This window comes from Psychrobacillus sp. NPDC096389, from assembly GCF_044762855.1.
In the GTDB taxonomy this organism is placed as follows: domain Bacteria; phylum Bacillota; class Bacilli; order Bacillales_A; family Planococcaceae; genus Psychrobacillus.
Genome location: NZ_JBIWFB010000008.1, coordinates 184,970 through 209,674, shown reverse-complemented (window position 1 = coordinate 209,674; position 24,705 = coordinate 184,970). Strand labels below are relative to the sequence as shown.

Sequence of the window (24,705 nt, the reverse complement as noted above, 5' to 3'; positions counted from 1 at the left end):
GTTCATGAGCACTAACTCATGAACAGCTTTCATCTATAATTATTTAGTTAAATCTTGGCAGCCTTGATAAATCAAATCAAATAGCTCTGCAATATCTGATTCTTCTACACAAGAGAATGCGACACGGATATCTGTTTTATTGCTTGCAATAACCCCTACACCATATTGATCCAATAAGTGAAGGCGAAGCGTTTCTGCATCCAAGTCATGTAACTTCAAGCACATAAAGTACCCTGAGTTAAATGGATAGTATGACCAGTAAGGAGCAAATTTTTCGTTTGCAAGTACTTCCTTCGTTTTAATCGCACGGCCTTTCATAATTTGAAATTTCTCTTCTTTTTCTTTTTTAAACTCTTCTGATTGTAAAGACTCCAAAAGAATCGTTTGGGAAATATGAGAACCGCTCGATATCGTTCCGCGGATAATTCCTTTTGTTTTTTGTTCTAATGCATCTAATACATCAGGTGTTGCAGCGTAAGTAATAAATCCAACGCGTAATCCCCATACATAATTTTCTTTTGTAGCACCGTCGATTTTCACTGGTAAGATATTCGGATGGCTTTCTGCTAATAATCCGAATAAGGATTCTTTAATCGAATCTTCATAGAATAAGCCAAAATAAGCATCATCCAATACGACAACTAATTTAGTACCAGAAGCTGCAACGTCTTTTAATACTTGAACAATTGCTTGTGCTTCACTAATCGAAGGTGTATACCCAGTTGGATTATTCGGGAAGTTCAATAACACGATTGCTTTTTCTTGTTGTTTCGTTAATGTTTCACGGAATGCTTCTACATGAAAACCATTCTGTTCATTGAATAACGGGAATGTTTCAACGCGACCGCCTCTTCTAATTTGGAACACTGTATTATAGTTACCCCAATACTGCTCTGGTGTTATAAGTACATCACCTTGGTTCATAAACAAATCTGCTACAATACTTAAACCATGCGTTAATGCGCTAGTAACAATTGGCAAGCCGATTGATTTACCTTGCATAGAAGGGTTGTCAGCTAATAGTTTTTCTTTCCAAATGGAACGTAATAATTCTTTTCCTTGTGGTGCTGCATATGGATAAATATCTTTTGGAGCATACCCTAACTTCTCTTGTATGTGACGAAAATGCATCGGTTCTCCATTTTCCGTTGCAATTCCAATTGTTGCATTAAAGCGATGCGCTTTCTTCCCTGCTTCTGCACTTTGGCTTAATATGCCCTTAGGATAATATAAACTCTTTCCTAAGTCGGATAACATATCAAAAATGACAGGATTTTCTTGTTGCATTTTTTCATTTAATTGCACGGCTAAAGCATTCATCTATTGGTACCTCCAGAAAGTTGATATAGAAATATTGTACTCTATTTCGTTAAAGTATTGTAGTTTTTCTCATAATATATTGAATATTTTACGATTTATCTAATTCTAAAATGACCGGGCAATGATCACTTCCAAGTATATACGCATCAATGGAAGCATCCTTAAATATAGGTGACAGTCTTTCGGATGCTATAAAGTAATCAATTCTCCACCCAATATTCCGTTCGCGTACCTTATTCATGTACGACCACCAACTATAGGCACCTTCTCTATCCGGGTAAAAATAACGGAAAGTATCGACAAAACCAGCTGCTAGTAAATCGTTCATTTTCCCTCGTTCTTCTAGTGTAAAACCAGAGTTTCCTCTATTAGATTTAGCATTCTTCAAATCGATTTCTGCATGCGCAACATTTAAATCGCCACACAAAATAACCGGTTTTACTTCATCTAATGTTTTCAAATATGTACGCATCTCATCTTCCCATTCCAAACGATAGGGAAGTCGCGTTAAATCTCGTTTTGCATTTGGTGTATAGACATTCACTAAGAAAAAGTCTTGGAATTCCAATGTGATAATTCTTCCTTCATCTTCTGTCTCTAAATCGCCAACACCATATTTCACAGACAGTGGCTTCACTTTCGTAAACACAGCAGTACCAGAATAACCTTTTTTCACTGCGTAATTCCAATATTGCTCGTATCCCTCTAGCTGTAAATCTATTTGTCCTTGTTGCAATTTCGTCTCCTGCAAACAAAAAATATCTGCATCCACTTCATGAAAATAATCTAAAAAACCTTTTTGCACACAAGCGCGCAACCCATTCACATTCCAAGATACTAATTTCATATGTATTCCTCCTTACAAATAAAGCTGTCCGTTCCAAAAATGTTGTATTTACAACAAAATTAAATTCATTTACACTAATATGTACATACAAATAGATTATGACTTGAGTCTACCTACTTGTCTAATCAAAAGAAAAGGACTGAAAGTAAATGGATTCTATAAGAATAACAGTAGAAAGCGACTTAGAAAAAGCGTTTCATATTAGAAAAGAAGTATTTGTGAAAGAACAGGGTGTACCATTAGAAGAAGAATTTGATCAATTCGATACGCTTGATGGACAATGCGAGCATATTTTAGTTAATTATGAAGGACAACCTGTTGGGACAGGCCGATTAAGAGTAGTCGATGGAATAGGTAAATTAGAGCGTATTTGTATTTTAGAGTCTTATCGTAAATTTGGACTTGGAAAAGTAATTGTGAAGGCATTAGAAGAAATCGCAAATATAAAAGGATTGTCTAAAGTAAAATTACATGGACAAACCCACGCAGAAGGTTTTTATGAAAAACTGGGCTATCAAACTTCATCGGATGTATTTGACGAAGATGGCATTCCACATGTTTTAATGATTAAAACATTAGCTTAATAAAAAGAGACCACTGAAAAAGTCTAGATAGTTTTCTTAAACTTAACGCTCATGCGGAGTTAAAATTACTCCGCTCTCTGAGCAAAGTAAAAGCAGTCGCTCCTCCAAGTTAAAATTTCGGCAATAACATAGCCACGATAACATGAATCATCACGTAAAGTACTGATAGAACACCAAAAAATACAAGTATTTTTAAAAATTCGTGTATAGCTAGTGAAGTTGTCCATTCCATAACAAATGCGCCGCCACCAATTAGCAACATCATCCCCGTGCAATAAACCAAAGTAGTACGTACTTTTTCAACCGTTGTCAATTTCGCCAAGTCTTTACGTTGTAAAAAAATACGACCTACCCCAACAATTAAACCAATGATAAATATTTTTAATATGATTAATCACCTCACGAAAATTCAGTAGTAAATTCCTTATCTTTTAACTAGAAATTTCCCCAACCAAACTATAGGGCAAACCTGTTTTTATCGAGTGAATAACTCCATCCGCTATCTCAACATTTGTTAACCATCTTTGTCTATCATTTTCTCTAACAAACCCTAGTTGTATAAAATTATATTGTATGTCTTTTTGAGGTTGGTACTGTTTTCGTAAGTTTTCAACGTTTCCTTGACTACCTACTACTTGCCAGACCTTACTTTTCTCTCCTACTAATTCAAATAAAATGGAAAGTGCATGTAAACCATCAGAATGTAGCCAAACAACTGCCTCTTTTAAAGGACCATATACTTCTATATTTTTTCGTAGCGCATTGTACAATTCGGCAGTATCTCGGTAATCAAGAAAGATTGCTTTGATATTTTCTGGATTAGAACAAGAATCTTTCATTCTATTCATTTTTTCTTCATTCCGTGCAATAACTGAAACAATGTGGTTATTGTCGACATACCACCTTGTCACCTCCGCTAACATTCCGGTTCCACCAATTAAACAAATATGTTTCATTTGATATCAGCCCTCTCAAGAAAATAGATCAACACTTACTTCAAAATATTATAGCAAATATATTTTTTCAAATTAAAATATAGTATAAAATGCAATAAACAAATGCTGTGCATAGTTGAGAAAATGTGTTGTACAGCAAAGTATCAGCTCTATTTTTTTATGTAGTATACGCCAATTTATAAATGCGCAACGTAACGGCTGTTACTCGCAACGTTGAAGTGCATATGCGCAACAATCTCCTTCAAACGCGCAACGTTATGGGTCTTTGGCGCAACATTTCTAGAAATTGAGTCACAGTCTCGTCATCTCACTCCAAGTAAAGAGCTATTTTAAGATTTGGTTGCTTTCAAGGGCAATTTAGTTGCTCTTGCGCTGATTTGGTTGCTTTCGGAATAGAATTAGTTGCTTTCAATGACTAGTTGGTTGCCCTAAGCCATTTACTAGATGCACACATTGAAAAAACTGGATAAAATTTTGTTTTTAGCCAGTCGATACTGTGGACTCCTAATAAATCCACAATAAAAAGAAACAAGCCTATTTAAAGACTTGTTTCCTTTATATCACTTCGAATTTTCAGTAATCCACTTTTCAATATATGGATGAATTTCATTGACTGCTTTGCGACCTGTTACAACAGATACATGACCAGTTTCTACTATATGAAGTGTCTTGTTTTTACTAGACACTTTATCATTTAGCGGTGCAATCTGATGTGGTAAAACAATATTGTCTTTTGTTGCAGAGATATTCAATAAATTCGCTTTAATATTCGACAATGCTACTTTGCGTCCTCTTATTACTAATTGATCATTGATCAATTTGTTTTCCTGATAGAAATCTCTAATCCACTGTCTATAAGATTCGCCAGGGAAAGGCACACCGTCATTTAGCCACTTTTGCATTAGTTTCCAATTTAACACAAAGTCTTCGTTCTCCACACGGTCAGCTAAGCTAACATATGGCCCGACAACATTGGAAATTGGATTAAGTAACTTATTACCGAAGTCGATTAATTCGAAAGGAACATTCCCAAGCGTATCGACCAATTTATCTAGTTGGAAATAACGTTTATCCAGCCAGTTAGAATAATGCCCTGCATTACCAAAATCAATTGGACTCGTCATCAAAATAAGATTGCGAATCGGCAATTGTGGGTATAATGCAGTGAAAACTGCTGTCATTGTTCCACCCATGCAGTATCCTAAAAGTGTCACATCTTTTGCTTTAGAAGTCTTTAACACCTTATTAACTGCTCGCGGAATATAATCTACGATATAATCATCTAGTTTCATATGACGATCTTCGTGACCAGCAGTACCCCAGTCTAACAAGTAGACATCATGCCCTTTATCAGTAAGATGCTCTATCAAGCTATTACCTGGATAAAGATCTAATATATAAGGCTTATTGATTAAAGCATAAATCATTAGAATAGGTACTTTATTTGTTTTCTTTACTGCAGGTTGGTAGCGATATAATTTCGCTTTATTTTTCGTCCAAATAACCTCTTTTGGTGTCTGACCAACTTCTGGCTCGGCATCCGAAGAAATAACTTCTGTTAAACGTTTAATCTGTTGGATATTTTTATCTTCCGAAAGACGGTCGATCCAATTGTCGAATTGTTTCGTATCTAGCGTAACCATACTATCCCTCCTAAATTGTTTTTTTATCGATTGCTATTACATGTAAAGACCGCCATTTACATTGATCTCTTGACCAGTAATATAACTTGCTTGTGCTAAGAATAGGACAGCTTCTGCAATTTCACTAGTACGGCCTAATCTTTGTACAGGTACTTTAGCAACGATTGCATCTTTTACATTTTCCGGCATTGCTGCAACCATCTCTGTTTCGATGAATCCTGGGCAAATCGCATTTACTGTAATACCATTTCTAGCAGTTTCAAGAGCTAGCGACTTCGTAAAGCCTAGCAGTCCAGCTTTTGAAGCAGCGTAATTCGTCTGTCCAAAACCACCAGCTTGACCGATGATTGAACTAATATTAATAATCCGGCCAGACTTTTGTTCTAACATATGGTTGATAACAGCGGATGTTGTGTTGAAAACACTATTTAAATTGATATTGATCACTTGATCCCATTCTTGTTTGGACATTTTACGGAAAGTACGGTCTCTTGTGACACCAGCATTATTAACAAGGATGTCGATTTTCCCGTAACGTGCTAATACTTCCTCCACAAGCTTTTGTGAATCTTCTTCTATAGATACATCCGCTTGGATGGCAAACAAACTACCACCTTCTCGCTCGATTTCTTCCATAACATTTTCCATATCCAAAGTGCTACTTAGAAAATTACCTACAACTTGCGCACCGTTTTTTGCTAACGCTTTAGCTATTTCAGCACCAATTCCTCGCGAAGCACCTGTTACAACAGCCACTTTCCCTGCTAGAGGTTTTAATGGATTCGTTTGTTCCAATATTGTTGTCTGCAATTCTGTCATTTAAATACACTCCCAATATATATTTTATTTAAGAAATCATGTAGGTAGTAGAAAATTATTTCTTAGTAGTTGTAGCTGCTGGTGTTACTGGTCCAGCCGTTACTTTAGGGGTATTCTGCGATTCTAGTGATTTATCTAGTAGCTCAAGCACTCGATCCAATTTTTTATCTAAATTAGTTACAGCTTTTTTTAATTGATCAATTTCTCGTGAAGTATCTGCTTTATGCGCATCCATTTGATCTTCCAGATCATCCACTTTCGATTCTACGTTTATGATAAGGGATGCGACATTTGCAATTTCATCCCTAGAAGGCAAATTAACTTGTTTTAAATAGGACTCGGTCATTTTATTTACAATTCCTTGATACTGTAAATACTGACTTTGAATTTGTCCTAAACTTTCTGCAAAAGACTCTTTTCCAAGCGTATCTTGGATAGCATCTCGCCATGTACTTTCCGTTTTCTCATACACATTTTTCCACATTGTAAAAGCATCGAATGAAGTTGTCTGGGTCAATGGAAATCATCTCCTCTTCTTAATTTCCACATAACTTTAACACACTTTAGCACGGTGGTGTGTAATAAAATTGTAAAAATTATGACTATTCGATATATTTTTGTTGTATTCTTTTTCATTCGACAAACCTTGTCAAACTTTTTCAAAAAGTAATCCCTTGACTTAAAAATCATATAGGTGTAAATTACACTTATATGCAACAACTAAATAAGTAGGTGATTGATAATGGAATCAAAAAAAGAAGAAACAAAAAAAAATAAGACCACCAATATTGGTGCTCCGAAAAATTTCCTTATCCCAATCATGTTGCTGCATTTACGTGATTGGAATACGCATGGTTATGAGTTAATGGAGAAAATTTCACAGTTTGGTATGGAGTCCGTTGACCAAGGAAACTTTTACCGTCTCCTTAGACAGCTCGAAAAAGATGCATTGGTAACATCCGAATGGGATACGACATCAGGCGGTCCGGCTAAAAGAATTTATTCGATTACAGATGCAGGTAAACAATATTTGGATTTATGGGCTGGTTCATTGAGTCAGTATCAAAAAATGTTGAATCAATTTTTCAACATATACAACCCTTTTTTCACCCCACTCCACTCTTCCTCCGATAAGCAGGAAGATGAGGACTGAACCTAGGATGTAATGCAAAAATTGGCATTCATTATAAATAATAAACATGTTTTGCTAAATTAAAGGAGGAATTACAAATGGCTAGAGAACAATTAGGTAATGGTGTAGATTTGTTGTGGGACGGATGGTTAAACGGTTTTAAAACGTTACAAAGTTTGCAAGATGATGTTCAAAAAAAATCATTACAAGCATTTACGTATCAAAAAGAACTTCTAGATTCTACAGTAGCTACACTTTCTGCTATGGAAGTAGAAACAAAAAAAGCGACGCAAGAATGGCAAGACAAAGTTCAAACAAGCGTGAGAGGTATTAGTGGAAACGCACAATTAGAACAAGTGTCTAGTTGGCTGAACAATGTTCAAGAGATTAACGATAAAGCACAAGCATTATCATGGAAACCAAGCTATGCGGTTCTAGATCTCTTTGTTCAATCACAAAATCACTTAGAGTCAACTGTTAAAGCTGCAATTGAACAACAAAAATTAGAACGTGAAGAAACATTAAATAAAATCGAAGAATTGACTGAACTACTTAAAGGTGCGCATAAAAACTTACTAGCATCTGCAGGAGTATAATAATTTTTGAACTTATACTAAATGAAAAAAAGAGGGGTCATCACTTCAGGTGATACCTCTCTCTTTTTTACTTTTTAGCTAGCTTCAACAATACAAAAATGGCAAGCGCCAGTAACAACACACCAACTATTAATGCAAGCGAAATAGCTCCAAAAGCAACTAAACTCATTTCAAGAACTCTCCTTTACTTCTTCTTCATTTTAAAGGAGTGAAAAAGAGTGTCAACAAATACTAGTTAATCGACTTTAGAAAACAAATCATTGAGTGATTCACTCATTGTCGGGTGTGTGAATATAGTATCTCGTAAAAATGTGTATGGCAATTTCGCTTCTATTGCCACCCGTACTACATTTATCACTTCACTGGATTCCGCACAAAATAACGTGCATCCCAAAATTTCTTTTGTTCTTGGATTAACCAGTGCTTTTAAGTATCCTTCTGTTTGCTCCACTATACGTGCTCTCGGAATTCCTGCTGCTGGCATCGAAACTACTTGATACTCCAAGCCTTTTTCCTTTGCCATTTTTTCATTTAATCCGACATGGGATAATACAGGATCGATGAACACAGAGTATGGGACGTTCTTACGCTCTTTTTTCGTATAGGAACCATCTCCGAACAATTGGTTTTTCACAATGCGAAAATCATCTAGCGAAATATATGTAAACTGGGGACCTCCATTTACATCACCTATTGCCCAAATATTATTCGCAGTAGTTCTTAAAAAGTCATCTACTACCACAGCTCCTTTATCATTCACTTCTACAGAAGTATTTTCCAAACCTAAGCCTTCTGTATTCGGCTTTCTACCTGTTGCAAGTAAGATCGCATTTCCATGCACTTCTTTCATACTATTATTTGTTTTATATGTGACTACTACACCACCTGATTGATTTTTCACCGATTCCGCCTTGGCATTTACTTCGATTGTTATATTTTTTTCTTCTAGTACTTTTTTCACTTCGTCCGCCATATCCCGATCTTCCTTTGGCAAGAATTGTTCATTGCCGTCAATTATGGTAACTTCAGAGCCAAAGTTTGCATACATCGAAGCAAATTCAAGTCCAATATAGCCTCCACCAATAATAATCAGTTTTTCTGGAAGCTCTTTTCGTTGTTGTAAAGTCGTTGAATTATAGACGAATTCCGCATCTTTTAGACCTTCAATTGGGGGTATGATTGGTGTGGATCCAGTATTAATAAAGAAATGGTCCGCTGTTACTTCCAACTGGTCTTCCGCAGTTTTTATTTTCACTTTGTCATTACTAATAAAAGTTGCTTCTCCTGTAATGACTGTAATTTTCTCTTGGTCATCTAGCATATGAAAGTTTTTATTACGTAAAAAATCAGTTAACTCATCTTTTTGATGAATAGCTTTTGTATAAGATTCCTCTTTGGAAGTAGTTAAGTATTTTCTTTTTTCGGCTGAGTGAACAAGTGATTTCGTTGGGATACAAGCAATATTAATACATGTTCCCCCGTACATCTTGGCAGACTTTTCAATCACTGCAACTGTCTTACCGTTTTTAGCAAACTCCGAAGCAAGTGTTTTTCCGCCTTTACCAAAACCAATAATTACTGCATCAAACTTTTTCATCTAAAAACCTCCTTCCTCCACTATTTCCTTTTAAATAAGAAGATAAACTTAAAACCCCACTTCCAAAAAGCTTAGAAAGTGGGGTTCGGCTATTAATATGGTTCTGCTTCATTGCTTTTTTTGATTGCATCTTCAGGTGCCTGATCACCATCGCGATTTCCTAGTGGTTTTTGACTAGAACCACCTGACTTGACTTGTGCTAGACCTTCTTTTAATTGACGCCCATAGTCTTCATCTGCCTCTTCTGCTAGCACAATCATTTTTTCTTGAATCCGTTTATCGCAACTAGAAAGGTCATTGATAAGATTGGTAATAAGCTCATCTCTTTCCCATTGTTCGAAATTCCGGTATGTTTCGCCTGCTTGTTTTGTATTACTTTGTCTATCGATCGATTGTCGGACTAAATTACCTTTGATCATTGGGGTATATTCTTTGCCCATTTGCTTTGCTTCTTTTAGACCATCTAATATGGATGGCTCATAGTTAATATGCGGATTTTGAAAAGGTGCCCGGTCCAGCTTATATTGCATTTGCCCTCCACTTTGATTGGTCGCAACTCGTTTTTTAGGAGCATTAATTGGTAGCTGCAAATAATTTGCGCCTACACGATGACGTTGTGTATCCGAATAAGAAAATGTTCGTCCTTGGAGCATTTTATCGTCCGAGAAATCGAGTCCATCGACAAGTACCCCCGTCCCAAACGCCGCTTGCTCCACTTCCATGAAATAATCTTCTGGATTGCGATCTAATACCATTTTACCAACGGCCATCCAAGGGAATTTATCCTCTGGCCATAGTTTCGTGTCATCTAAAGGATCGAAATCTAGTTCGGGGTGTTCATCATCACTCATTATTTGCACGAGAAGCTCCCATTCTGGAAAATCTCCTTTTTCAATAGCATCATATAAGTCTTGTGTTGCATGGTTAAAGTTTTTGGCTTGTATTTCTTCTGCCTCTTTTTGCGTTAAATTTCGAATACCTTGCTTTGGCTCCCAATGGTATTTCACAAGAACTGCTTCGCCTTCGCTATTCACCCATTTGTACGTATTTACTCCCGAACCTTGCATCATTCGGTAATTTGCCGGAATCCCCCATGGTGAATAGACGAATGTAACCATATGAAATGTCTCTGGTGAGCTCGCACAAAAGTCAAAAAATCGCTCAGAATCTTGAGTATTCGTAATTGGATCTGGCTTAAATGCATGGATCATATCTGGGAATTTTATAGCATCTCGGATGAAGAAAATCTTTAAATTGTTCCCTACCAAATCCCAGTTACCATCCTCCGTATAAAACTTTACTGCAAATCCACGCGGATCACGCAACGTTTCTGGTGAATGACCGCCATGAATAACAGAAGAAAAACGAACAAAAACAGGAGTTCTTTTCCCTTTTTCCTGGAATAACTTTGCACGTGTATATTTGGAAACAGCTTCGTCGCCAACTGCTCCATACGCCTCAAAGTAACCATGGGCTCCTGCACCACGAGCGTGTACAACACGTTCTGGCACGCGTTCTCTGTCAAAGTGACTAATTTTCTCGATAAAATCATAGTTTTCAAGTGTGGCAGGACCACGGTTTCCAACTGTTCTCATATTTTGATTGTTTGTAATTGGATGGCCTTGTCTATTCGTTAACGTATCCTCATCCTCTATATTTGTTTCAAAATCTGGCTGTTCTTTTGTCACTTGTTGTCCTCCTAAACATCATATAGATTCTACTTCCTCTATATACTGTCCAGTTACAATCTTAAATAAACAAAAAGTGTATATAAAAAAACGCTAAAGCTTCTATATATAGCCCCAATTAGCAAATGAAAGAGAGAAATGGAATAACATACGTAATTGGGATAGTGTGTCGTAGTGAGTTGTAGAAAGAGGCCGCAGGGATTTCCGCTGCAGGACGGACGCTTTCCGTTGGGTGAGTGATAAGCCTTCACCGCCACGCCTACGCGCGTCCGTTGTGAAGTCTCATTTTACTCAAACAGAGGAGCAAAGGCTAGGAACGCCACATCGTGTGGCAACGCCTTCGTGACCAACATCCTGTTGGCCTCTACTGGAGTTGCCTCCCTGCTGCGAAAATCAATGAAAACACACTGACTTATCAGGATTCGAAATTAACACTAAGTCGTTGAACTAAACAATATACACTGCGAACTGACAAACTAGTCGAGCAGATGCCGGCTATGCGAGTTCAATGGGCTTTTAGGCATATTGTTCCTATAATTGCCTAAATTATCGTCGTCTCAGTCCAAGTTAACTTGTTATTGTAAGTAATTAGTTGCTTTCGCGGGCAATTTAGTTGCTCTCCTACTTATTTTAGTTGCTTTCGAACCTCAATTAGTTGCCTTCAATGGCTGTTTGATTGCCCTTAACCATTCTTTGGAATTTTGCTCAAAGGTTTGAAATCCTGCAAGAGCGTTAGCGTCGTAGTGGCTCGTCAATCGTCCTGCGGAAATATAGCCGACGCCTTATTCAGCATGTTAAGTAGCAGTATCCCTATAAGCGGATAATAAAAAGCCTCCCACTACATTGGAGCGGAAAGCTTTTCTCGTTACAATATGATTAGTTCTTTATTGGATTTCGTGATAATTTCGATGCCATCTTTTTTCAAAATAATATCATCTTCAATTCGAACTCCACCAAGATTTGGAATGTAAATACCCGGCTCTACTGTTAAAACCATTCCTTCTTCAATGAGCTGCTCACATTTTGGATTCATAAAAATATCTTCATGGATATACAAACCAATTCCATGACCCATGCCGTGTCCATAATATTCGCCATATCCTTTTTCACTAATATAATCGCGAGTTAATGCATCCGCCTCTTTTCCTGTCATGCCTGCTTTTATACCAGCAAGTGCATGTTCAAGGGCGCCGGATACAATCGTATATATTTCTTTCAATTTAAAATCCGGTTCACCGACGGCAATTGTTCTTGTCATATCAGAGCAATAGCCATTATAATACGCTCCAAAATCAAGGGTAATCATGTCTCCTTGCTCTACTACTTTTTCACTTGCTACTCCGTGCGGTAATGCAGAGCGAACGCCCGAAGCAACAATCATATCAAAGGAAGAAGAAGTTGCTCCTAGTTTTCGCATATGGAATTCTAGTTCGTTTGCTATTTCGATTTCTGTTATCCCTGGGCGAATAACCGTTAAAATATGTGAAAATGCTGCATCTGAAATTTCCGCTGCTTTTTTAAGAATAGCAATTTCTGATTCGCTTTTAAACATGCGTAACTTTTCCACGACTCCAGAAAGTGGTACTAAATCAGCTTTGGCATATTTGCTGAATTCGGAATAGTACTGATAGGATACATGTTGTTGCTCGAAACCTAGCTTATTAATCCCTAAACTTTCCGCAAGATTAGTAATTTCCTCAAAGATTATTGCTCTATCTATTTCTTTTACTGTAAAATCTTTTGTCTGGGCAATTGCTTGACTAGTATAACGAAAATCTACTAATAGATAGGCTTCTGTCTTTGAGATTAGCACTGTTCCCGCACTACCCGTAAAATCCGTTAAGTATCTTCGGTTAATACCATCTGTTACTAAAATACCGTCGACTCCTAATTCCTCAAACGATTGTCTTAATTTCATTAGCTTTTCCATTCCTAAACCCCCGCAATAGTAATTTTCCTATAATTAAATATAATACGAAATTATTGAATTTACTATAGAAAGCTTCATGTAGGAATTAACGGTATTTTATTGCATTTGAAAAGCTAAACCTTCCCAAGCATTTTCTTGCACTTGTTTTTCTAATCCTCTTTTTTCATATAAATATGTCTGTAAATCTCCTCTATACTGAAGGCTTGTCGCTCTAAGTTGTTCGAAATGATGAGGTTGTGCAAAACATGGAGCAATAGGAAGTCTCGTGGTGTCACATTCGTTCATGATCATTGCTACAAATTGGGAACAAAAAAATGCATACGGCCGCTCTATTTTAATGTTCATAGCTACACCAAACAATCCGATCAAATTGTATTTATATAACTCTTTTTGTTGTTCCATGCGACGAATTTTATACCGCATTCGATTATATTCTTCTATGGAAACTTGGCATTTATAGATGGCGCAAGTTGCATTAGTAAAAAGTCCTTCTGTAGGTTCCTCTCTAATGAACCCCCCATTAAAAGGATTATGCTTGTTTTTCCGTCCGAAACTATACATCTCATTCAGCTCTTCATCGAAAGCAATGGAAGCATGATTCATATCTTTTCTCGTATACATACCTATCGCTTTGGAAAACAGTGTACCTGTGTTACTCAAAACGATATAAATAGTTTTTTCCATCTTTCTCACCTCGTTCATATGAAGCATTTTGCCCCCTTATCTACTGTTCTAATCATCTCTTAATAACGTTTTTCTCTAAACGGACTCTAGGAGGAAAATTAGTAGGGCTTGAGGCGTAGATAAAAATAAGTTGCAAAAATAGAGGAGAAATACACTAATTACTCAACAAACGAATCAAAAGTGTTGTGTCAGTGGGCATTAGGATTGGTTTTAATGATTGTTCCGATACCTTAGGACTGTTAAAATTTCAATGGCGATATAGTTCATATAGATTATTTATTAATTATATATTAGGAGGTTTTCATAATGTCAGAACAAGAAAAGAACAATCCTATCTTAGATAAACGTACTTCTAGACGCTCATTTATCAAAAACTCTGGATTGACGGTTGGCGGTCTAGTAGTAGGTGGTGCCATTGGTAGTTTACTAGGCGGGAAATCAGAGACTACTACTCCAACAGTTGCTCACGATTCAAATCATGTTGCCATCGATTATAGCGAGACGCGTCAGTTTTTCGCACGTCAAAAAGATTTCGATGCAATGGCAGCTGCTACGGAAATGATTTATCCAGAAGACAAAAATGGTCCTGGTGCAATTGCATTAGGAGTTCCTTATTTTATCGATAAGCAACTAGCTAGTCCTTGGGGAAGCAATGCAGATGACTATAGGAAAGGTCCTTTTACTGCAGGAGATACTCCACTCAACAAAGCTGATATCGTATTACAGGGTTCTCGCAAGCTGAATGAAGTCAGTGAAAAAGAATATGACGGCACGCTTTTTAAAGACTTAACAGAAGTACAAAAAATTACGATATTAACTTCTTTCCAAGCAGGAGAAGTAGAAATGGAATTAGTAAATTCCACTGTATTCTTTAACTTACTAAGAACACTTACACTACAAGGATGCTTCGCTGATCCATTGTACGGAGGCAATAAAAATATGGCCGGTTGGAAAATGAAAGAGTTCCCAGGCGCACAAATGTCTTACACCGCTTACTTGGATGAAGAAGAATTTGTTCTAATCGAGCCTGTTAGTTTAGGCGGACATAAACATTAATAAGCAATTAACTTGAGGGGGTACATATAGTATGGTTACAAAATTACCGAAAGTAGATGTTGTTACAACTGGTATGGGTTGGACAGGCGGTATCGTCGCTGCCGAACTAACAAAAGCCGGCTATCACGTAGTTGGTTTAGAGCGCGGAGTAGAAAGAACGATTGAAGATTATTTACATGGTCATGATGAATTAAAATACAATACGCACAAAGAATTAATGCAAAAATTAACGAAAGATACGATTACTTTCCGAAATACGTTAGCAGACGATGCGAAACCAGTTCGTGATGAAGCTGCTCTTGTTCTAGGGACTGGTACGGGTGGCGGCGGTGCTCACTGGGGTGCGCAAACTTACCGTTACTTCCCTTATGATTTTGAAATTCGTAGTAAAACAATCGAAAAGTATGGTGAAAGCAAGATTCCAGATGGTGTAACAATCCAAGATTGGGGTATTACATATGATGAGCTTGAACCCTATTATTCTAAGTTCGAACAAATGGCTGGAGTTTCAGGAGAGGTTGACCCACTAGCAGGACCGCGTTCCATCGATTATCCTACTCCACCACTTAAAAAGTTACCACAAATGAAAATGTTCCATGAAGCAGCAGAAAAACTTGGCTATCATCCATTTGTTGTACCAACTGGAACTATATCAGAGGCTTATACAAATCCAGATGGAGAAACATTAAACGCTTGTCAATACTGTGCATTTTGTGGAAACTATGGTTGTGAATATGGGGCAAAAGCGGATCCAATCGTAACTGTTATCCCAACAGCTAAAAAAACAGGTAACTTTGAACTTCGCACAAATTCTATCGTAACTCGTGTTTTGTACGATGGAGACAAAGCGACGGGTGTACTTTATAAAGATACCCGGACAGGCGAAGAATTCGAGCAACCTGCGGATGTTGTTGCCTTGACTAGTTACACGTTTAATAATGTTCGTTTACTATTATTATCTGGAATCGGCGAACAGTATAATCCAAAGACTGGCACAGGAATGATCGGTAAAAACTATACAGATCATCATACGATCACTGGAGCAATTGCTTACTTTGAAGAAAAGAAATTTAATAGTTATATCGGGACTGGAGCTCTTGGTTCTGCGTATAATGACTTCAATGCGGATAATTTTGACCATAGTAATGTTGATTTTATCCATGGCGGGCAAATTGAAATGCATCTTATGGGGAACGAACCAATTGCAAATAATCCAGTTCCTTTTGGTACACCTACATGGGGGAAAGACTTTAAAGAAAACTCTTTACACTATTATCACCGTAATATGACTATTGTTTCGCAAAGAGCAATCTTGCCACATAAAGATCATTACTTAGATTTGGATCCAACTTACAAAGATGATTATGGTGATCCATTAATTCGTGTAACTTTCGATTATACAGAAATGGATCATAAGCGTAATGAATTTTTAGTCGAAAAATGTGCAGAAGTAGCGAAAGAAATGGGTGCCGATATTATTGATATCATTCCAATGGCAGAGCAGTTTGGCGGAAGATTTGCTTTCCAACACGATGCTGGTGGTGTAATTATGGGAAGTAGCCCTGAAAACTCTGCAGTTAATAACTACTTACAAATGTGGGATGTAGACAATCTATTTGTATGTGGGGCTTCAGCGTTCCCTCACTTCGGACCTACTAATCCAACACCAACAGTTGCCGCACTAACTTACCGCGCAGCTGAAGGAATGATCGAGTTTTTGAAAAATGGTGGCGGTCCGCTAGTCAACGCAAAATAACACTTTTTTAACGAAGTATGTTATATTTGTAGTGATTCTAAAAAGAAATGGAGGAAATACCATGCCAAATATAGGGATACCGGGATTAATCCTCGTATTAATCATAGCTTTAGTTATCTTTGGCCCATCAAAGCTTCCTCAACTAGGTAGAGCAGTTGGACAGACATTGAAAGAATTTAAAACCTCGACACGAGATATTATAAACGATGAAGAAAAAGAGGAAGTTAAATCAGAAGCGAAAGAAATCGAGCTTGAAAAGAAATAATTCCTAAGCAGAACCAGCTAATTATAGTTAATAGCTGGTTCTTTTATTTAAACCGAAAAGAACTAGTATTCGTCTTGAATATTTCGAGAAGATTCTCCGCTATTTCATCTGGCGATTGTCTATATCCACCCTTGATCCATTCCAATAATACCCCATAAGATCCATACATTTTATACGTGTTAAAATGTTTGATTTGAATCTCTTCATTTTCATTGTCTATATATGAGATAGCATCAAATATTTCTTTCATTTTTCCCAAAAAGCTTTGTTGTAAGCCTGGTATTGTATCTTCTATCGTTAAAAGGCTATAAAAATTTTTATAGTTATATAGATGTTGGAAAAAAGTGTTGGATGACGGCAGAATACGATTATATTTTATATCTTCTATGTCTTCAAAAGGTACATGAAATGAATAATGTAGCTCTTCTAAAATCTCACTTACCAATTCTTCTGTTAAATCTTCCTTATCTTTAAAATATAGATAAAAAGTACTTCTATTATAATCTGCACGTTCCACTATATCTGTAACAGTTACATTTTTATATCCTTTTTCCCGGATTAAACTAATAAAATGTAACTTAAATATTCGCTTTGTTCTCCGAATACTTCTATTTGTATCATGAGGTTTTCCTGGATTCATACCTATCGCCCTTTCTGTTGTAAATTATACAGCACTGGCCATTCTATCTCTAGTTAAATAGGCATTAGAAGTTCGCATAATAAAAACACCCTTTTTCCTATAATCATTATGAATGATTCAGTAATTGAAATCATTTAGTGGAAGCGAAGTTCGAAGAGCCAAAAGTTTAAAAAGCTCCGAATAAGGTAATAATAAAGTTACTGCTAAAAGGAGGTAATACCTTGCCAAATATCGGTGTACCAGGTTTAATTATCGTGCTTGCTTTAGCTTTAATTATTTTCGGACCATCAAAACTCCCACAATTAGGTAGAGCTGTCGGACAAACGTTGAAAGAATTTAAAACTTCCACGAAAGAAATAATGGATGATGTGACAGATGAGTTCAAATTAGAAGACGATGAGATTAATACTAAAAAGAAAAAATAACACATTAAGGGGCTATCCACAGTCAGTTTTGACTTTTGGATAGCCCTTTAGTGTGAATTAGCTATTCTGTTCACCCTATCCTTTATACTTTACAGGATATTTAACTCCGAATTGCTGTAAACGATAAATAAATTGGTCTTCATTTAACGGCATATCATAGAAAAAACCTTGCACTAACGTACAATTATTAGCTTTAAGAAAGTCCCTTTGTTCCTCAGTCTCTACGCCTTCAGCAAGGACCTCCATCTTCAAATTATTCGCTAGTACAATAATTGCTTGGAGAATAGCCTCTCCTTTTGGATTTTTTCCAATACAATTCGTAAAAAATTTATCAATTTTTATTTTTGAAATAGGTAAATTGTTTATATAAGATAAGTTTGAATATCCTACTCCAAAATCATCCATCGCTATACGAATACCTGCTTGTTGTATATCGTGCATGTGGTTGTTGATAATAGAAGAGGAAAAAATTTGTACATTTTCTGTAATCTCGATTTCTAATATACCACGTGGAATCGAATGCTTCTCTAATTGATACATAAGAAATGAAACAAACGATGGCTCGTTTAATAAAGAAGAAGAGACATTAACAGAAATTCCACCAGAGAATCCACTAATTTTTTTCCATTTATTATATGTTAACAATGAAGTGTCTATTATATGCTCTGTAAGCATTCGGATTTGACCAGTTTCCTCTGCGATAGAGATAAATTCATCTGGCGAGATAAATCCTAGCTCAGGATGTTTCCATCTTGATAATACTTCAATTCCTATAATTTCGTTTTTTAAAATATCTATTTGTGGCTGGAAAACAGTGTAATATGCATTTGATAAAACTGCTTCTTTCAAGCTTTTTTCAATTAGTAGACGTCTATTTAAAGACTTGGACATTACTTTTTCATATCTCTTCCACTGATCACCCTTTGCTTTTTTTGCCTCATACATGGCAATATCTGCAGCTGTTATTAAAGAGTCTACAGAATCCCCATTTTCAGGAAACAAACTAATTCCTATACTCGCTGTTATATTCAAAGGAGGTAATGCCGGATTATTCAACGGCTTTTCAATAGAAGATAGAATATGATACGCGTCACTTTGAACTTGAAAATCATCTATATATGCTGTATAAAGGACAAACTCATCTCCTCCATATCGAGAAATAAAGAACCTCTCCGGAAGATCTCTTTTTAACCGATTAGCTATTTCTAATAAAAGAATATCTCCTGTTTCATGACCATATGCATCGTTAACAAGTTTAAAATTGTTTAAATCTAAAAAATACAATACAAACGGTTTCTGTTCTGCTATTCTCTTATCTACTTTTTTATATAATAGCAAACGATTGGGCATTTCTGTTAGATGATCATGATGAGCTGTATTCCAAAGTTTATCTTCTTTTAACTTTTTTTCATTGATATTATTAAAGTATATGGAAATCCCACCGTTTTCTTTCGGATAGGAATGTATTTCAAACCATGTTTTTAAAGGATCATAATATGCTTCAAAACGAGTTTTGATACGATCATTCATTGTTTTGGAATAGTTTGCATAAAATATGGAATCTATTGCATCGGGATAAACTTCCCATATATCTAAACCTAATAATTCTTCCTTAGAAGCAGATAATAGATTTTCCGCCTCTTTGTTTATATAAGTTATTGTCCAGTCATTAGCAATCGTTAAAAATGCATCCGTCATATTTTCTAGATCATCATACATTTCTATTCGTTCTCTTTCATAATCGCTTATATCTTTACGTGTAATTGTTGCACCTGTAATCTTCCCCTCCTCAGTAAGAGGGCTTACCATTTTCGTATACCAATTCCGAGAAAGACATGGATAAGTGGTATGAAAGACAGGAATTTCTCCTTTTAATACTGCCAATATCCCATTATATTCTTCTAAATAATCTGAATTAGATAAAATATCCAAGTAGTTTATACCAGCATTTCCTGCGTCTTTAAGACACCCTTTAGTCTCCTTGCAAAAATCTTGCCATGACTTGTTTGTAACAATAATGTCGCCGTCCACATTTATAACTGCTATAGAGTCCTGCAAAGAATCAATTATTTTCTTATACATTCTTCTCACCTCATTTCTTTTTTGCACTACTCTATGAATGCGAACTATTTTAATTGTAGATTTCCTTCTGTATCCAAAAAAGCAGCAATATTTGCTGCACCTTGCCTAAAAACATGTATACGTCTACCTATTTCAATTACAGTTTCAGCATGGGCATAATCAATAAATATTTTTCCATTCAGCGGGACTGAAATAGTTGTTTTGCCTCCATTTTCAGACCCCACCTCATTAAGAACAATGTTATTACCTGCTGAAATCATTCCACCTCTACATACGCCTTTAATAGTCACATTATGGTCTGCATGCACTGAACAATGATATACCCCTTGGTCAAATACAAAAATATTGCCACTTGAATATAAAATAGAATTTATTCCATACGGTATTTCTATTGTCACTTTAGGTTCCGGAGGCAAATAGTATATCTCATACATTTCTCTTACATTTGCTATAAGCGACTCCAAAGCTTGCAATTGAATATTTTGATCTCTCGCTACGTTTATAAAATATTCTTTCAGTTTTAAAGATAACGACTTCCACTCTACATCTAATTGCTGTTCATTTTGCTCTATTATGTCGCAAAACTTCGTTACTAAGTCTCGAAAATCACCATATTTTTTTTCTAACAATAAACGGATTAAATAGGAAATTTTCATAAATTCCTCTTTAGGATTTTTTTGACGACGAATCATTAGTATTTGATTAATTGCCCCAAGAATATGGTCTAAGTATGTCAATAGTTCAGACAAGATTTGAATAAGCGAAGCTATTACGTGATTTACTTTCCCAGCGGATAATTCAGAAGAGAATACATTTTGTTCTACTCTCACAGAATTACTTGCTTGTACAATCGCTCTATTGACCGTACCATTTATACAAACTCTTCCTTCTGCTTCCACAAACATAGAGTCTAGTACATTACCATTTACACGCACATCTCCTTGGAAGCGGATGTTTCCGCTTTCTAAGCTAACATCTCCTGTGTGAACATATTCTTTAATCACATCGATTTTCACTAATTTTCCCCTAGATTCAATAGAAGGTCTGCCTGACGAAAGGGAAATTATATGACTATCTTTTTCTTCGACATTTTTACCTAACTTTAAAACTACTTCATATACTGGTTTTGGCGGAACTATACCGCCAAATAAGTCTGTCCCATGTTTTCCTGGAATAGCTAGTATCTTTTTCGCAATAATTTGTCCCATTTCAACAGCTAAAATAGATTGTCCTTTTCTATAGTCAACTTTCTCCAAATGATGTAAATTCACTTCTTGTTGGCTATTGTCATTCCAGCCTTCTATTAAAACTTCGATATCTCCGTCCAACCCTTCTATCGGAGATATACCTTTAGCTATAATTGCTTCCCCTGTACCATCCTTTAGCATATCTTGAATAGCTGGATATATTATACCTTTGTCAATATTGAGCGATTTCAGTCTCTGTAATATGTCATCTAGTTTTATATCTATGAAGGAAGATTCTATTTCCTTTGCCTGAATAACTAGATGTTCTTGTGGAGCTGTATTTTCTAGCTCCCGAACGATATTCTTTCCGAGCTTGAGAGTAAGAGTAGCCATCATGTTATTATCTTTTATTTCAATCCAAAAATTACAGGGAACTACTTCATTCTCTAACATAACTTGCACTTTATCATTACTAGTAACAAGTGTAGGTTTTATTAATCTTTCACCATTTACTAAAACTTTTACTTTTTCATCTGCTTCGATGATCGGTAATCTTTGATCATTTTCTTGTATATACACCTTATTATTTTGTATCCAGGCACCAAAAGTATTCTCACTACTATCTATTAACTCTTTTTTCAGAAGGATTTGTGTAATAACTTTCTCTTGCTCCAAGTTCGGAATATCATCATCCATAACTTCCTCAATTAGTTTATCTAATTCCCTGTTCTGGAAAGCAATAGCTGACTTTTCTTGCCCACTTGTTGTTTCTATTAAGACAGCAGAAGAATTTACTTTTGTTATACTAACTTCAGCTAAACGTTTTCTTAAACCAAATAAGCTTCTTGAAGGTGGTTGTACGACTTGAACATTAATATCATCGGTACTACATTGCAAAATATTAAGAGCCGTTTGTACAGCTTCTTCAATTGTTTCTGCTTTTATAGTAATAGAATTTTGTACCATATTTATAAACCCCCTTCCCCTTAAGTCTATTTAGAATTAAAATGACCGAACAATAACAATATACCTATTCAATAAATTCACAAGTGAGTCTAAAGACTATTTAATTACAGATTAGCACATTGTTCTTTTAATATCGACATTTTTCATGATTTTTCACCCGAAAATATTTATAATTCTAAAAATTAAAAAAACTTAATATTATTTCGGCCATTTTCTTTCGCATCGTATAAAGCTTTATCTGCATGCGCCATCAATGTTTCCATATTTGTTCCGTCACGGGGATAAAGGGAGATACCTATACTGGAAGTCGTTTTAAAGGCATACCCGTCAATTGTCCATTCTTGTTGTAGACTTGCCAATACTCTTTTGGCAATAATTAGAGCGTCTTTCTCCTCCTTAATATCGAGTAATAGGGCAGTAAATTCATCTCCTCCTCGTCGAGCAATTATGTCTCTATTCCGTAAGCAGGCACTCACTCTCTCCCCAAACAACTTTAGTAATTTATCACCAATTGAATGTCCAAGATTGTCATTCACATTTTTAAATTTATCTATGTCCATGTACAATAATGCAAATTGCTCATTATTTCTTTCTGCTTTTTTAATAGCTTGCTGCATTTTTTGTCCGAATAATCTACGGTTTGGTAAACCTGTTAAACTATCATAGAATGCCATGAATTTTAGTTCTTCTTGTAATCTTCTTCTTTCTTCAATATCACGGGAAACAACAAGTAGGAAGGGTTTGCCATGTTCTTCGTCTATAAAATAGGTAGCTTTCGCTTCGACCCATAGCCACCCTTTTGTTGTATGCTTTATCCTAAACTCCACTTTTACCGAATCTATTGTATTTTTTGGTTTGTTAAAATAAGGAATAATTTGGTCATAGTCTTTCAGATGTATTTGATCACGTGCTTTTTTACCTTGCAACTCTTCCAATGGAAATCCTAAAACAGGTTGAAAAGAAGGGGATATATACTTTAACATGCCGCTTTCGTCGATGATTGCAACTAAATCGGTCATATTCTCTGCTATTAATCTGTATTTTTCTTCACTGCGGATCAAAGAGTCTAATAATACTTTTCTTTCCGTGATATCTCTGTATATTACTTGTATTGCTGGTTCATCTTCATATTCTATTCCTAGAATTGTCGCTTCTACTTCTACTTTTGAGCGATCTGACCTCAACATTGTCTGTTCTAACGTTTTTTTGGAGAAGTATTTATTCTCTTTAGACATTCGAATACTCTCACTGACTGTTTCCCAAGAGTTAATATCGGTAAAATCCAGAATGTGGCGATCCAGCAACTCACTAGGATGAGAGTACCCAAACAACTTAGCCCCAGCTTCGTTAATATAACGAATCACGCCTTGACTATGAACACAAATAGCTTCTGGGGATATATTTAATAAGGTTTTATAACGATTTTTACTATCTCTAAGATCGGACTCCATTTTTTTTCTTTCTGTGATGTCCCGAGAAATACCTAAAAATCCAACCACTTTTTCTTCTCCATTTAAGAGAGGTGATACGGTTATGCTAACATGGATAGAAGTACCGTCTTTTTTTAGACAATCCACCTCCAAACCACGAGTATATTCTCCTAGTATTGCTTTTTCTCGTCTTTCTTTTACCGCATCCAAGCGACTCTTAGGAATCGTTGGTAACTCTTTTCCGAGAAGCTCTTTTTTATTCCATCCATACATTTCTTCAAATGCAGGATTGACCATCATGACATTTCCATTAATATCTATAATGTCTATAGCCTCCGCTGAAGAGTTGAAGATTGAAGTAAATTTCTCGGTTGTCGCTTGTAATGTCAATTTCGTTTGAAAAAGTTCGGTTTCATCTTTTGCTACAACCATAACGCCAATAATCTTTCCCTCTTCCAGCATAGGCACATTTTTAACCCGTAAGTAAAGAATGCTTCCGTTTTTATGATATGCACTTGCTTCATAGGACAAAGATTCGCCTTTACATGATTTATCAATTAATGATTCCACATGATGGTCTGTACTTGGAAGTAATAAATTTGGATAATATATACCGAAAATTTCTTCAACCGAATAACCAAATATATTTACCACAGCATTATTGACATCCAATACTTTGCCATCTACATCTAATAAGAAAATAGCATCAGGGTTATTACTGATTAGAGATCGATACACTTCAATAGAAATACTATTAAACAATCTTTTCATATTTTTTCCCTTTCCAATTTGGTAATCGATAACTCTTAATTATTTGTCATCCGACTTAGATTTATTCTGTTTTTATAAAGGAAGGTTTTACCTTAATTAAAGTAAATATATAAATCTTTTTAGCTGTAGTTTACATGAAGAGGATTTCCTGCATGATTTATCTTCCGATAAGCAAGGATAAATTATTTGGGGTGGGAAATAGCACTCTTAGTAGTATTTACATTTCTCTATATAAATTAAAAATGTTATAATCCTGCCGAAATATTTAATCATTAAATTCTAATATTGTCCAACTTAAATTTACTCACTTGTGAATTAATAATAATTCTCT

22 protein-coding genes are annotated in these 24,705 nt (G+C 35.8%); 7 read left to right on the top strand and 15 right to left on the bottom strand.

Annotation, left to right across the window (positions count from 1 at the left end; translation table 11 throughout):
* Window positions 1-39: 39 nt before the first annotated feature.
* Both ACIQ38_RS18275 and ACIQ38_RS18270 read right to left on the bottom strand, forming a co-directional pair.
* Window positions 40-1,320, bottom strand: a complete 1,281-nt coding sequence (locus tag ACIQ38_RS18275) for an aminotransferase class I/II-fold pyridoxal phosphate-dependent enzyme (RefSeq protein WP_402826358.1) — start codon at window positions 1,318-1,320, stop codon at window positions 40-42.
* Between the two features lie 88 nt (window positions 1,321-1,408).
* Window positions 1,409-2,167, bottom strand: a complete 759-nt coding sequence (locus tag ACIQ38_RS18270) for an exodeoxyribonuclease III (protein ID WP_402826354.1) — start codon at window positions 2,165-2,167, stop codon at window positions 1,409-1,411.
* 149 nt (window positions 2,168-2,316) lie between these two features.
* Here ACIQ38_RS18270 and ACIQ38_RS18265 point away from each other — a divergent pair, with 149 nt between their 5' ends.
* Complete coding sequence (locus ACIQ38_RS18265; protein ID WP_402826351.1) at window positions 2,317-2,751, top strand: GNAT family N-acetyltransferase; 435 nt, start codon at window positions 2,317-2,319, stop codon at window positions 2,749-2,751.
* 109 nt (window positions 2,752-2,860) lie between these two features.
* On the opposite strand, the gene ACIQ38_RS18260 is transcribed toward ACIQ38_RS18265, so the two are convergent.
* The 5 genes from ACIQ38_RS18260 to ACIQ38_RS18240 all read right to left on the bottom strand — a co-directional run bounded on the left by ACIQ38_RS18260 (window position 2,861) and on the right by ACIQ38_RS18240 (window position 6,686).
* Entirely contained in the window at window positions 2,861-3,073 is a 213-nt protein-coding gene (locus ACIQ38_RS18260) for a hypothetical protein (RefSeq protein WP_402826348.1), read from the bottom strand.
* 109 nt (window positions 3,074-3,182) lie between these two features.
* Complete coding sequence (locus ACIQ38_RS18255) at window positions 3,183-3,707, bottom strand: Rossmann-fold NAD(P)-binding domain-containing protein (RefSeq protein WP_402826345.1); 525 nt, start codon at window positions 3,705-3,707, stop codon at window positions 3,183-3,185.
* 560 nt (window positions 3,708-4,267) lie between these two features.
* A complete protein-coding gene (gene phaC / locus ACIQ38_RS18250; RefSeq protein WP_402826342.1) occupies window positions 4,268-5,350 on the bottom strand; it encodes a class III poly(R)-hydroxyalkanoic acid synthase subunit PhaC in 1,083 nt (360 codons plus the stop codon).
* A gap of 36 nt (window positions 5,351-5,386) precedes the next feature.
* The gene (gene fabG, locus ACIQ38_RS18245) at window positions 5,387-6,169 is read right to left on the bottom strand and encodes a 3-oxoacyl-[acyl-carrier-protein] reductase (RefSeq protein WP_402826339.1); all 783 of its coding nucleotides are present in this window, start codon (window positions 6,167-6,169) and stop codon (window positions 5,387-5,389) included.
* A 55-nt stretch (window positions 6,170-6,224) separates the two neighbouring features.
* Window positions 6,225-6,686: a polyhydroxyalkanoate biosynthesis repressor PhaR gene (locus ACIQ38_RS18240; protein WP_402826336.1), complete on the bottom strand. Its 462-nt coding sequence runs from the start codon at window positions 6,684-6,686 to the stop codon at window positions 6,225-6,227.
* A 225-nt stretch (window positions 6,687-6,911) separates the two neighbouring features.
* Between ACIQ38_RS18240 and phaQ the strand changes: the two genes are divergently transcribed.
* Window positions 6,912-7,322, top strand: a complete 411-nt coding sequence (gene phaQ, locus ACIQ38_RS18235) for a poly-beta-hydroxybutyrate-responsive repressor (RefSeq protein WP_402826333.1) — start codon at window positions 6,912-6,914, stop codon at window positions 7,320-7,322.
* A gap of 77 nt (window positions 7,323-7,399) precedes the next feature.
* On the top strand, window positions 7,400-7,897 hold the full coding sequence (locus ACIQ38_RS18230; protein WP_402826330.1) for a hypothetical protein: 498 nt from the start codon (window positions 7,400-7,402) through the stop codon (window positions 7,895-7,897).
* Window positions 7,898-8,132: 235 nt separating this feature from the next.
* Here the strand turns inward: ACIQ38_RS18230 and ACIQ38_RS18225 are convergent, their stop codons facing one another.
* The 4 genes from ACIQ38_RS18225 to ACIQ38_RS18210 all read right to left on the bottom strand — a co-directional run bounded on the left by ACIQ38_RS18225 (window position 8,133) and on the right by ACIQ38_RS18210 (window position 13,796).
* Window positions 8,133-9,494, bottom strand: a complete 1,362-nt coding sequence (locus tag ACIQ38_RS18225) for an FAD-containing oxidoreductase (protein WP_402826327.1) — start codon at window positions 9,492-9,494, stop codon at window positions 8,133-8,135.
* 92 nt (window positions 9,495-9,586) lie between these two features.
* The gene (locus tag ACIQ38_RS18220; protein WP_402826324.1) at window positions 9,587-11,182 is read right to left on the bottom strand and encodes a catalase; all 1,596 of its coding nucleotides are present in this window, start codon (window positions 11,180-11,182) and stop codon (window positions 9,587-9,589) included.
* A gap of 865 nt (window positions 11,183-12,047) precedes the next feature.
* Window positions 12,048-13,112 carry a M24 family metallopeptidase gene (locus ACIQ38_RS18215; protein ID WP_402826321.1) on the bottom strand — a complete coding sequence of 355 codons (1,065 nt, stop codon included), beginning with the start codon at window positions 13,110-13,112 and terminating at the stop codon, window positions 12,048-12,050.
* A gap of 96 nt (window positions 13,113-13,208) precedes the next feature.
* Entirely contained in the window at window positions 13,209-13,796 is a 588-nt protein-coding gene (locus ACIQ38_RS18210) for a hypothetical protein (protein WP_402826318.1), read from the bottom strand.
* A gap of 306 nt (window positions 13,797-14,102) precedes the next feature.
* Here ACIQ38_RS18210 and ACIQ38_RS18205 point away from each other — a divergent pair, with 306 nt between their 5' ends.
* From ACIQ38_RS18205 to ACIQ38_RS18195, 3 genes are all read left to right on the top strand, one after another.
* Window positions 14,103-14,852, top strand: a complete 750-nt coding sequence (locus tag ACIQ38_RS18205; RefSeq protein WP_402826315.1) for a gluconate 2-dehydrogenase subunit 3 family protein — start codon at window positions 14,103-14,105, stop codon at window positions 14,850-14,852.
* Window positions 14,853-14,883: 31 nt separating this feature from the next.
* Window positions 14,884-16,608, top strand: a complete 1,725-nt coding sequence (locus ACIQ38_RS18200) for a GMC family oxidoreductase (RefSeq protein WP_402826312.1) — start codon at window positions 14,884-14,886, stop codon at window positions 16,606-16,608.
* A gap of 61 nt (window positions 16,609-16,669) precedes the next feature.
* Window positions 16,670-16,873, top strand: coding sequence for a twin-arginine translocase TatA/TatE family subunit (locus ACIQ38_RS18195; protein WP_093274514.1), 204 nt, complete (start codon window positions 16,670-16,672; stop codon window positions 16,871-16,873).
* A 43-nt stretch (window positions 16,874-16,916) separates the two neighbouring features.
* Here the strand turns inward: ACIQ38_RS18195 and ACIQ38_RS18190 are convergent, their stop codons facing one another.
* Window positions 16,917-17,513: a TetR/AcrR family transcriptional regulator gene (locus ACIQ38_RS18190; protein WP_402826308.1), complete on the bottom strand. Its 597-nt coding sequence runs from the start codon at window positions 17,511-17,513 to the stop codon at window positions 16,917-16,919.
* Window positions 17,514-17,734: 221 nt separating this feature from the next.
* On the opposite strand from ACIQ38_RS18190, the gene ACIQ38_RS18185 reads away from it, so the two are divergent.
* Entirely contained in the window at window positions 17,735-17,938 is a 204-nt protein-coding gene (locus ACIQ38_RS18185) for a twin-arginine translocase TatA/TatE family subunit (RefSeq protein ID WP_402826305.1), read from the top strand.
* 75 nt (window positions 17,939-18,013) lie between these two features.
* Here ACIQ38_RS18185 and ACIQ38_RS18180 read toward each other — a convergent pair whose 3' ends face one another.
* The 3 genes from ACIQ38_RS18180 to ACIQ38_RS18170 all read right to left on the bottom strand — a co-directional run bounded on the left by ACIQ38_RS18180 (window position 18,014) and on the right by ACIQ38_RS18170 (window position 24,374).
* The gene (locus ACIQ38_RS18180; protein WP_402826302.1) at window positions 18,014-20,020 is read right to left on the bottom strand and encodes an EAL domain-containing protein; all 2,007 of its coding nucleotides are present in this window, start codon (window positions 20,018-20,020) and stop codon (window positions 18,014-18,016) included.
* 44 nt (window positions 20,021-20,064) lie between these two features.
* Window positions 20,065-22,173 carry a flagellar assembly protein A gene (locus ACIQ38_RS18175; protein ID WP_402826299.1) on the bottom strand — a complete coding sequence of 703 codons (2,109 nt, stop codon included), beginning with the start codon at window positions 22,171-22,173 and terminating at the stop codon, window positions 20,065-20,067.
* A gap of 182 nt (window positions 22,174-22,355) precedes the next feature.
* On the bottom strand, window positions 22,356-24,374 hold the full coding sequence (locus ACIQ38_RS18170) for a PAS domain S-box protein (RefSeq protein WP_402826296.1): 2,019 nt from the start codon (window positions 24,372-24,374) through the stop codon (window positions 22,356-22,358).
* Window positions 24,375-24,705 lie beyond the last annotated feature (331 nt).

Bases quoted from the DNA above. Each gene is read 5' to 3' on its own strand.
- ACIQ38_RS18275 (WP_402826358.1), bottom strand. From the start codon at position 1,320: ATGAATGCTTTAGCCGTGCAATTAAATGAAAAAATGCAACAAGAAAAT.
- ACIQ38_RS18270 (WP_402826354.1), bottom strand. From the start codon at position 2,167: ATGAAATTAGTATCTTGGAATGTGAATGGGTTGCGCGCTTGTGTGCAA.
- ACIQ38_RS18265 (WP_402826351.1), top strand. From the start codon at position 2,317: ATGGATTCTATAAGAATAACAGTAGAAAGCGACTTAGAAAAAGCGTTT.
- ACIQ38_RS18255 (WP_402826345.1), bottom strand. From the start codon at position 3,707: ATGAAACATATTTGTTTAATTGGTGGAACCGGAATGTTAGCGGAGGTG.
- phaC (WP_402826342.1), bottom strand. From the start codon at position 5,350: ATGGTTACGCTAGATACGAAACAATTCGACAATTGGATCGACCGTCTT.
- fabG (WP_402826339.1), bottom strand. From the start codon at position 6,169: ATGACAGAATTGCAGACAACAATATTGGAACAAACGAATCCATTAAAA.
- phaQ (WP_402826333.1), top strand. From the start codon at position 6,912: ATGGAATCAAAAAAAGAAGAAACAAAAAAAAATAAGACCACCAATATT.
- ACIQ38_RS18230 (WP_402826330.1), top strand. From the start codon at position 7,400: ATGGCTAGAGAACAATTAGGTAATGGTGTAGATTTGTTGTGGGACGGA.
- ACIQ38_RS18225 (WP_402826327.1), bottom strand. From the start codon at position 9,494: ATGAAAAAGTTTGATGCAGTAATTATTGGTTTTGGTAAAGGCGGAAAA.
- ACIQ38_RS18215 (WP_402826321.1), bottom strand. From the start codon at position 13,112: ATGGAAAAGCTAATGAAATTAAGACAATCGTTTGAGGAATTAGGAGTC.
- ACIQ38_RS18210 (WP_402826318.1), bottom strand. From the start codon at position 13,796: ATGGAAAAAACTATTTATATCGTTTTGAGTAACACAGGTACACTGTTT.
- ACIQ38_RS18205 (WP_402826315.1), top strand. From the start codon at position 14,103: ATGTCAGAACAAGAAAAGAACAATCCTATCTTAGATAAACGTACTTCT.
- ACIQ38_RS18200 (WP_402826312.1), top strand. From the start codon at position 14,884: ATGGTTACAAAATTACCGAAAGTAGATGTTGTTACAACTGGTATGGGT.
- ACIQ38_RS18195 (WP_093274514.1), top strand. From the start codon at position 16,670: ATGCCAAATATAGGGATACCGGGATTAATCCTCGTATTAATCATAGCT.
- ACIQ38_RS18190 (WP_402826308.1), bottom strand. From the start codon at position 17,513: ATGAATCCAGGAAAACCTCATGATACAAATAGAAGTATTCGGAGAACA.
- ACIQ38_RS18180 (WP_402826302.1), bottom strand. From the start codon at position 20,020: ATGTATAAGAAAATAATTGATTCTTTGCAGGACTCTATAGCAGTTATA.
- ACIQ38_RS18175 (WP_402826299.1), bottom strand. From the start codon at position 22,173: ATGGTACAAAATTCTATTACTATAAAAGCAGAAACAATTGAAGAAGCT.
- ACIQ38_RS18170 (WP_402826296.1), bottom strand. From the start codon at position 24,374: ATGAAAAGATTGTTTAATAGTATTTCTATTGAAGTGTATCGATCTCTA.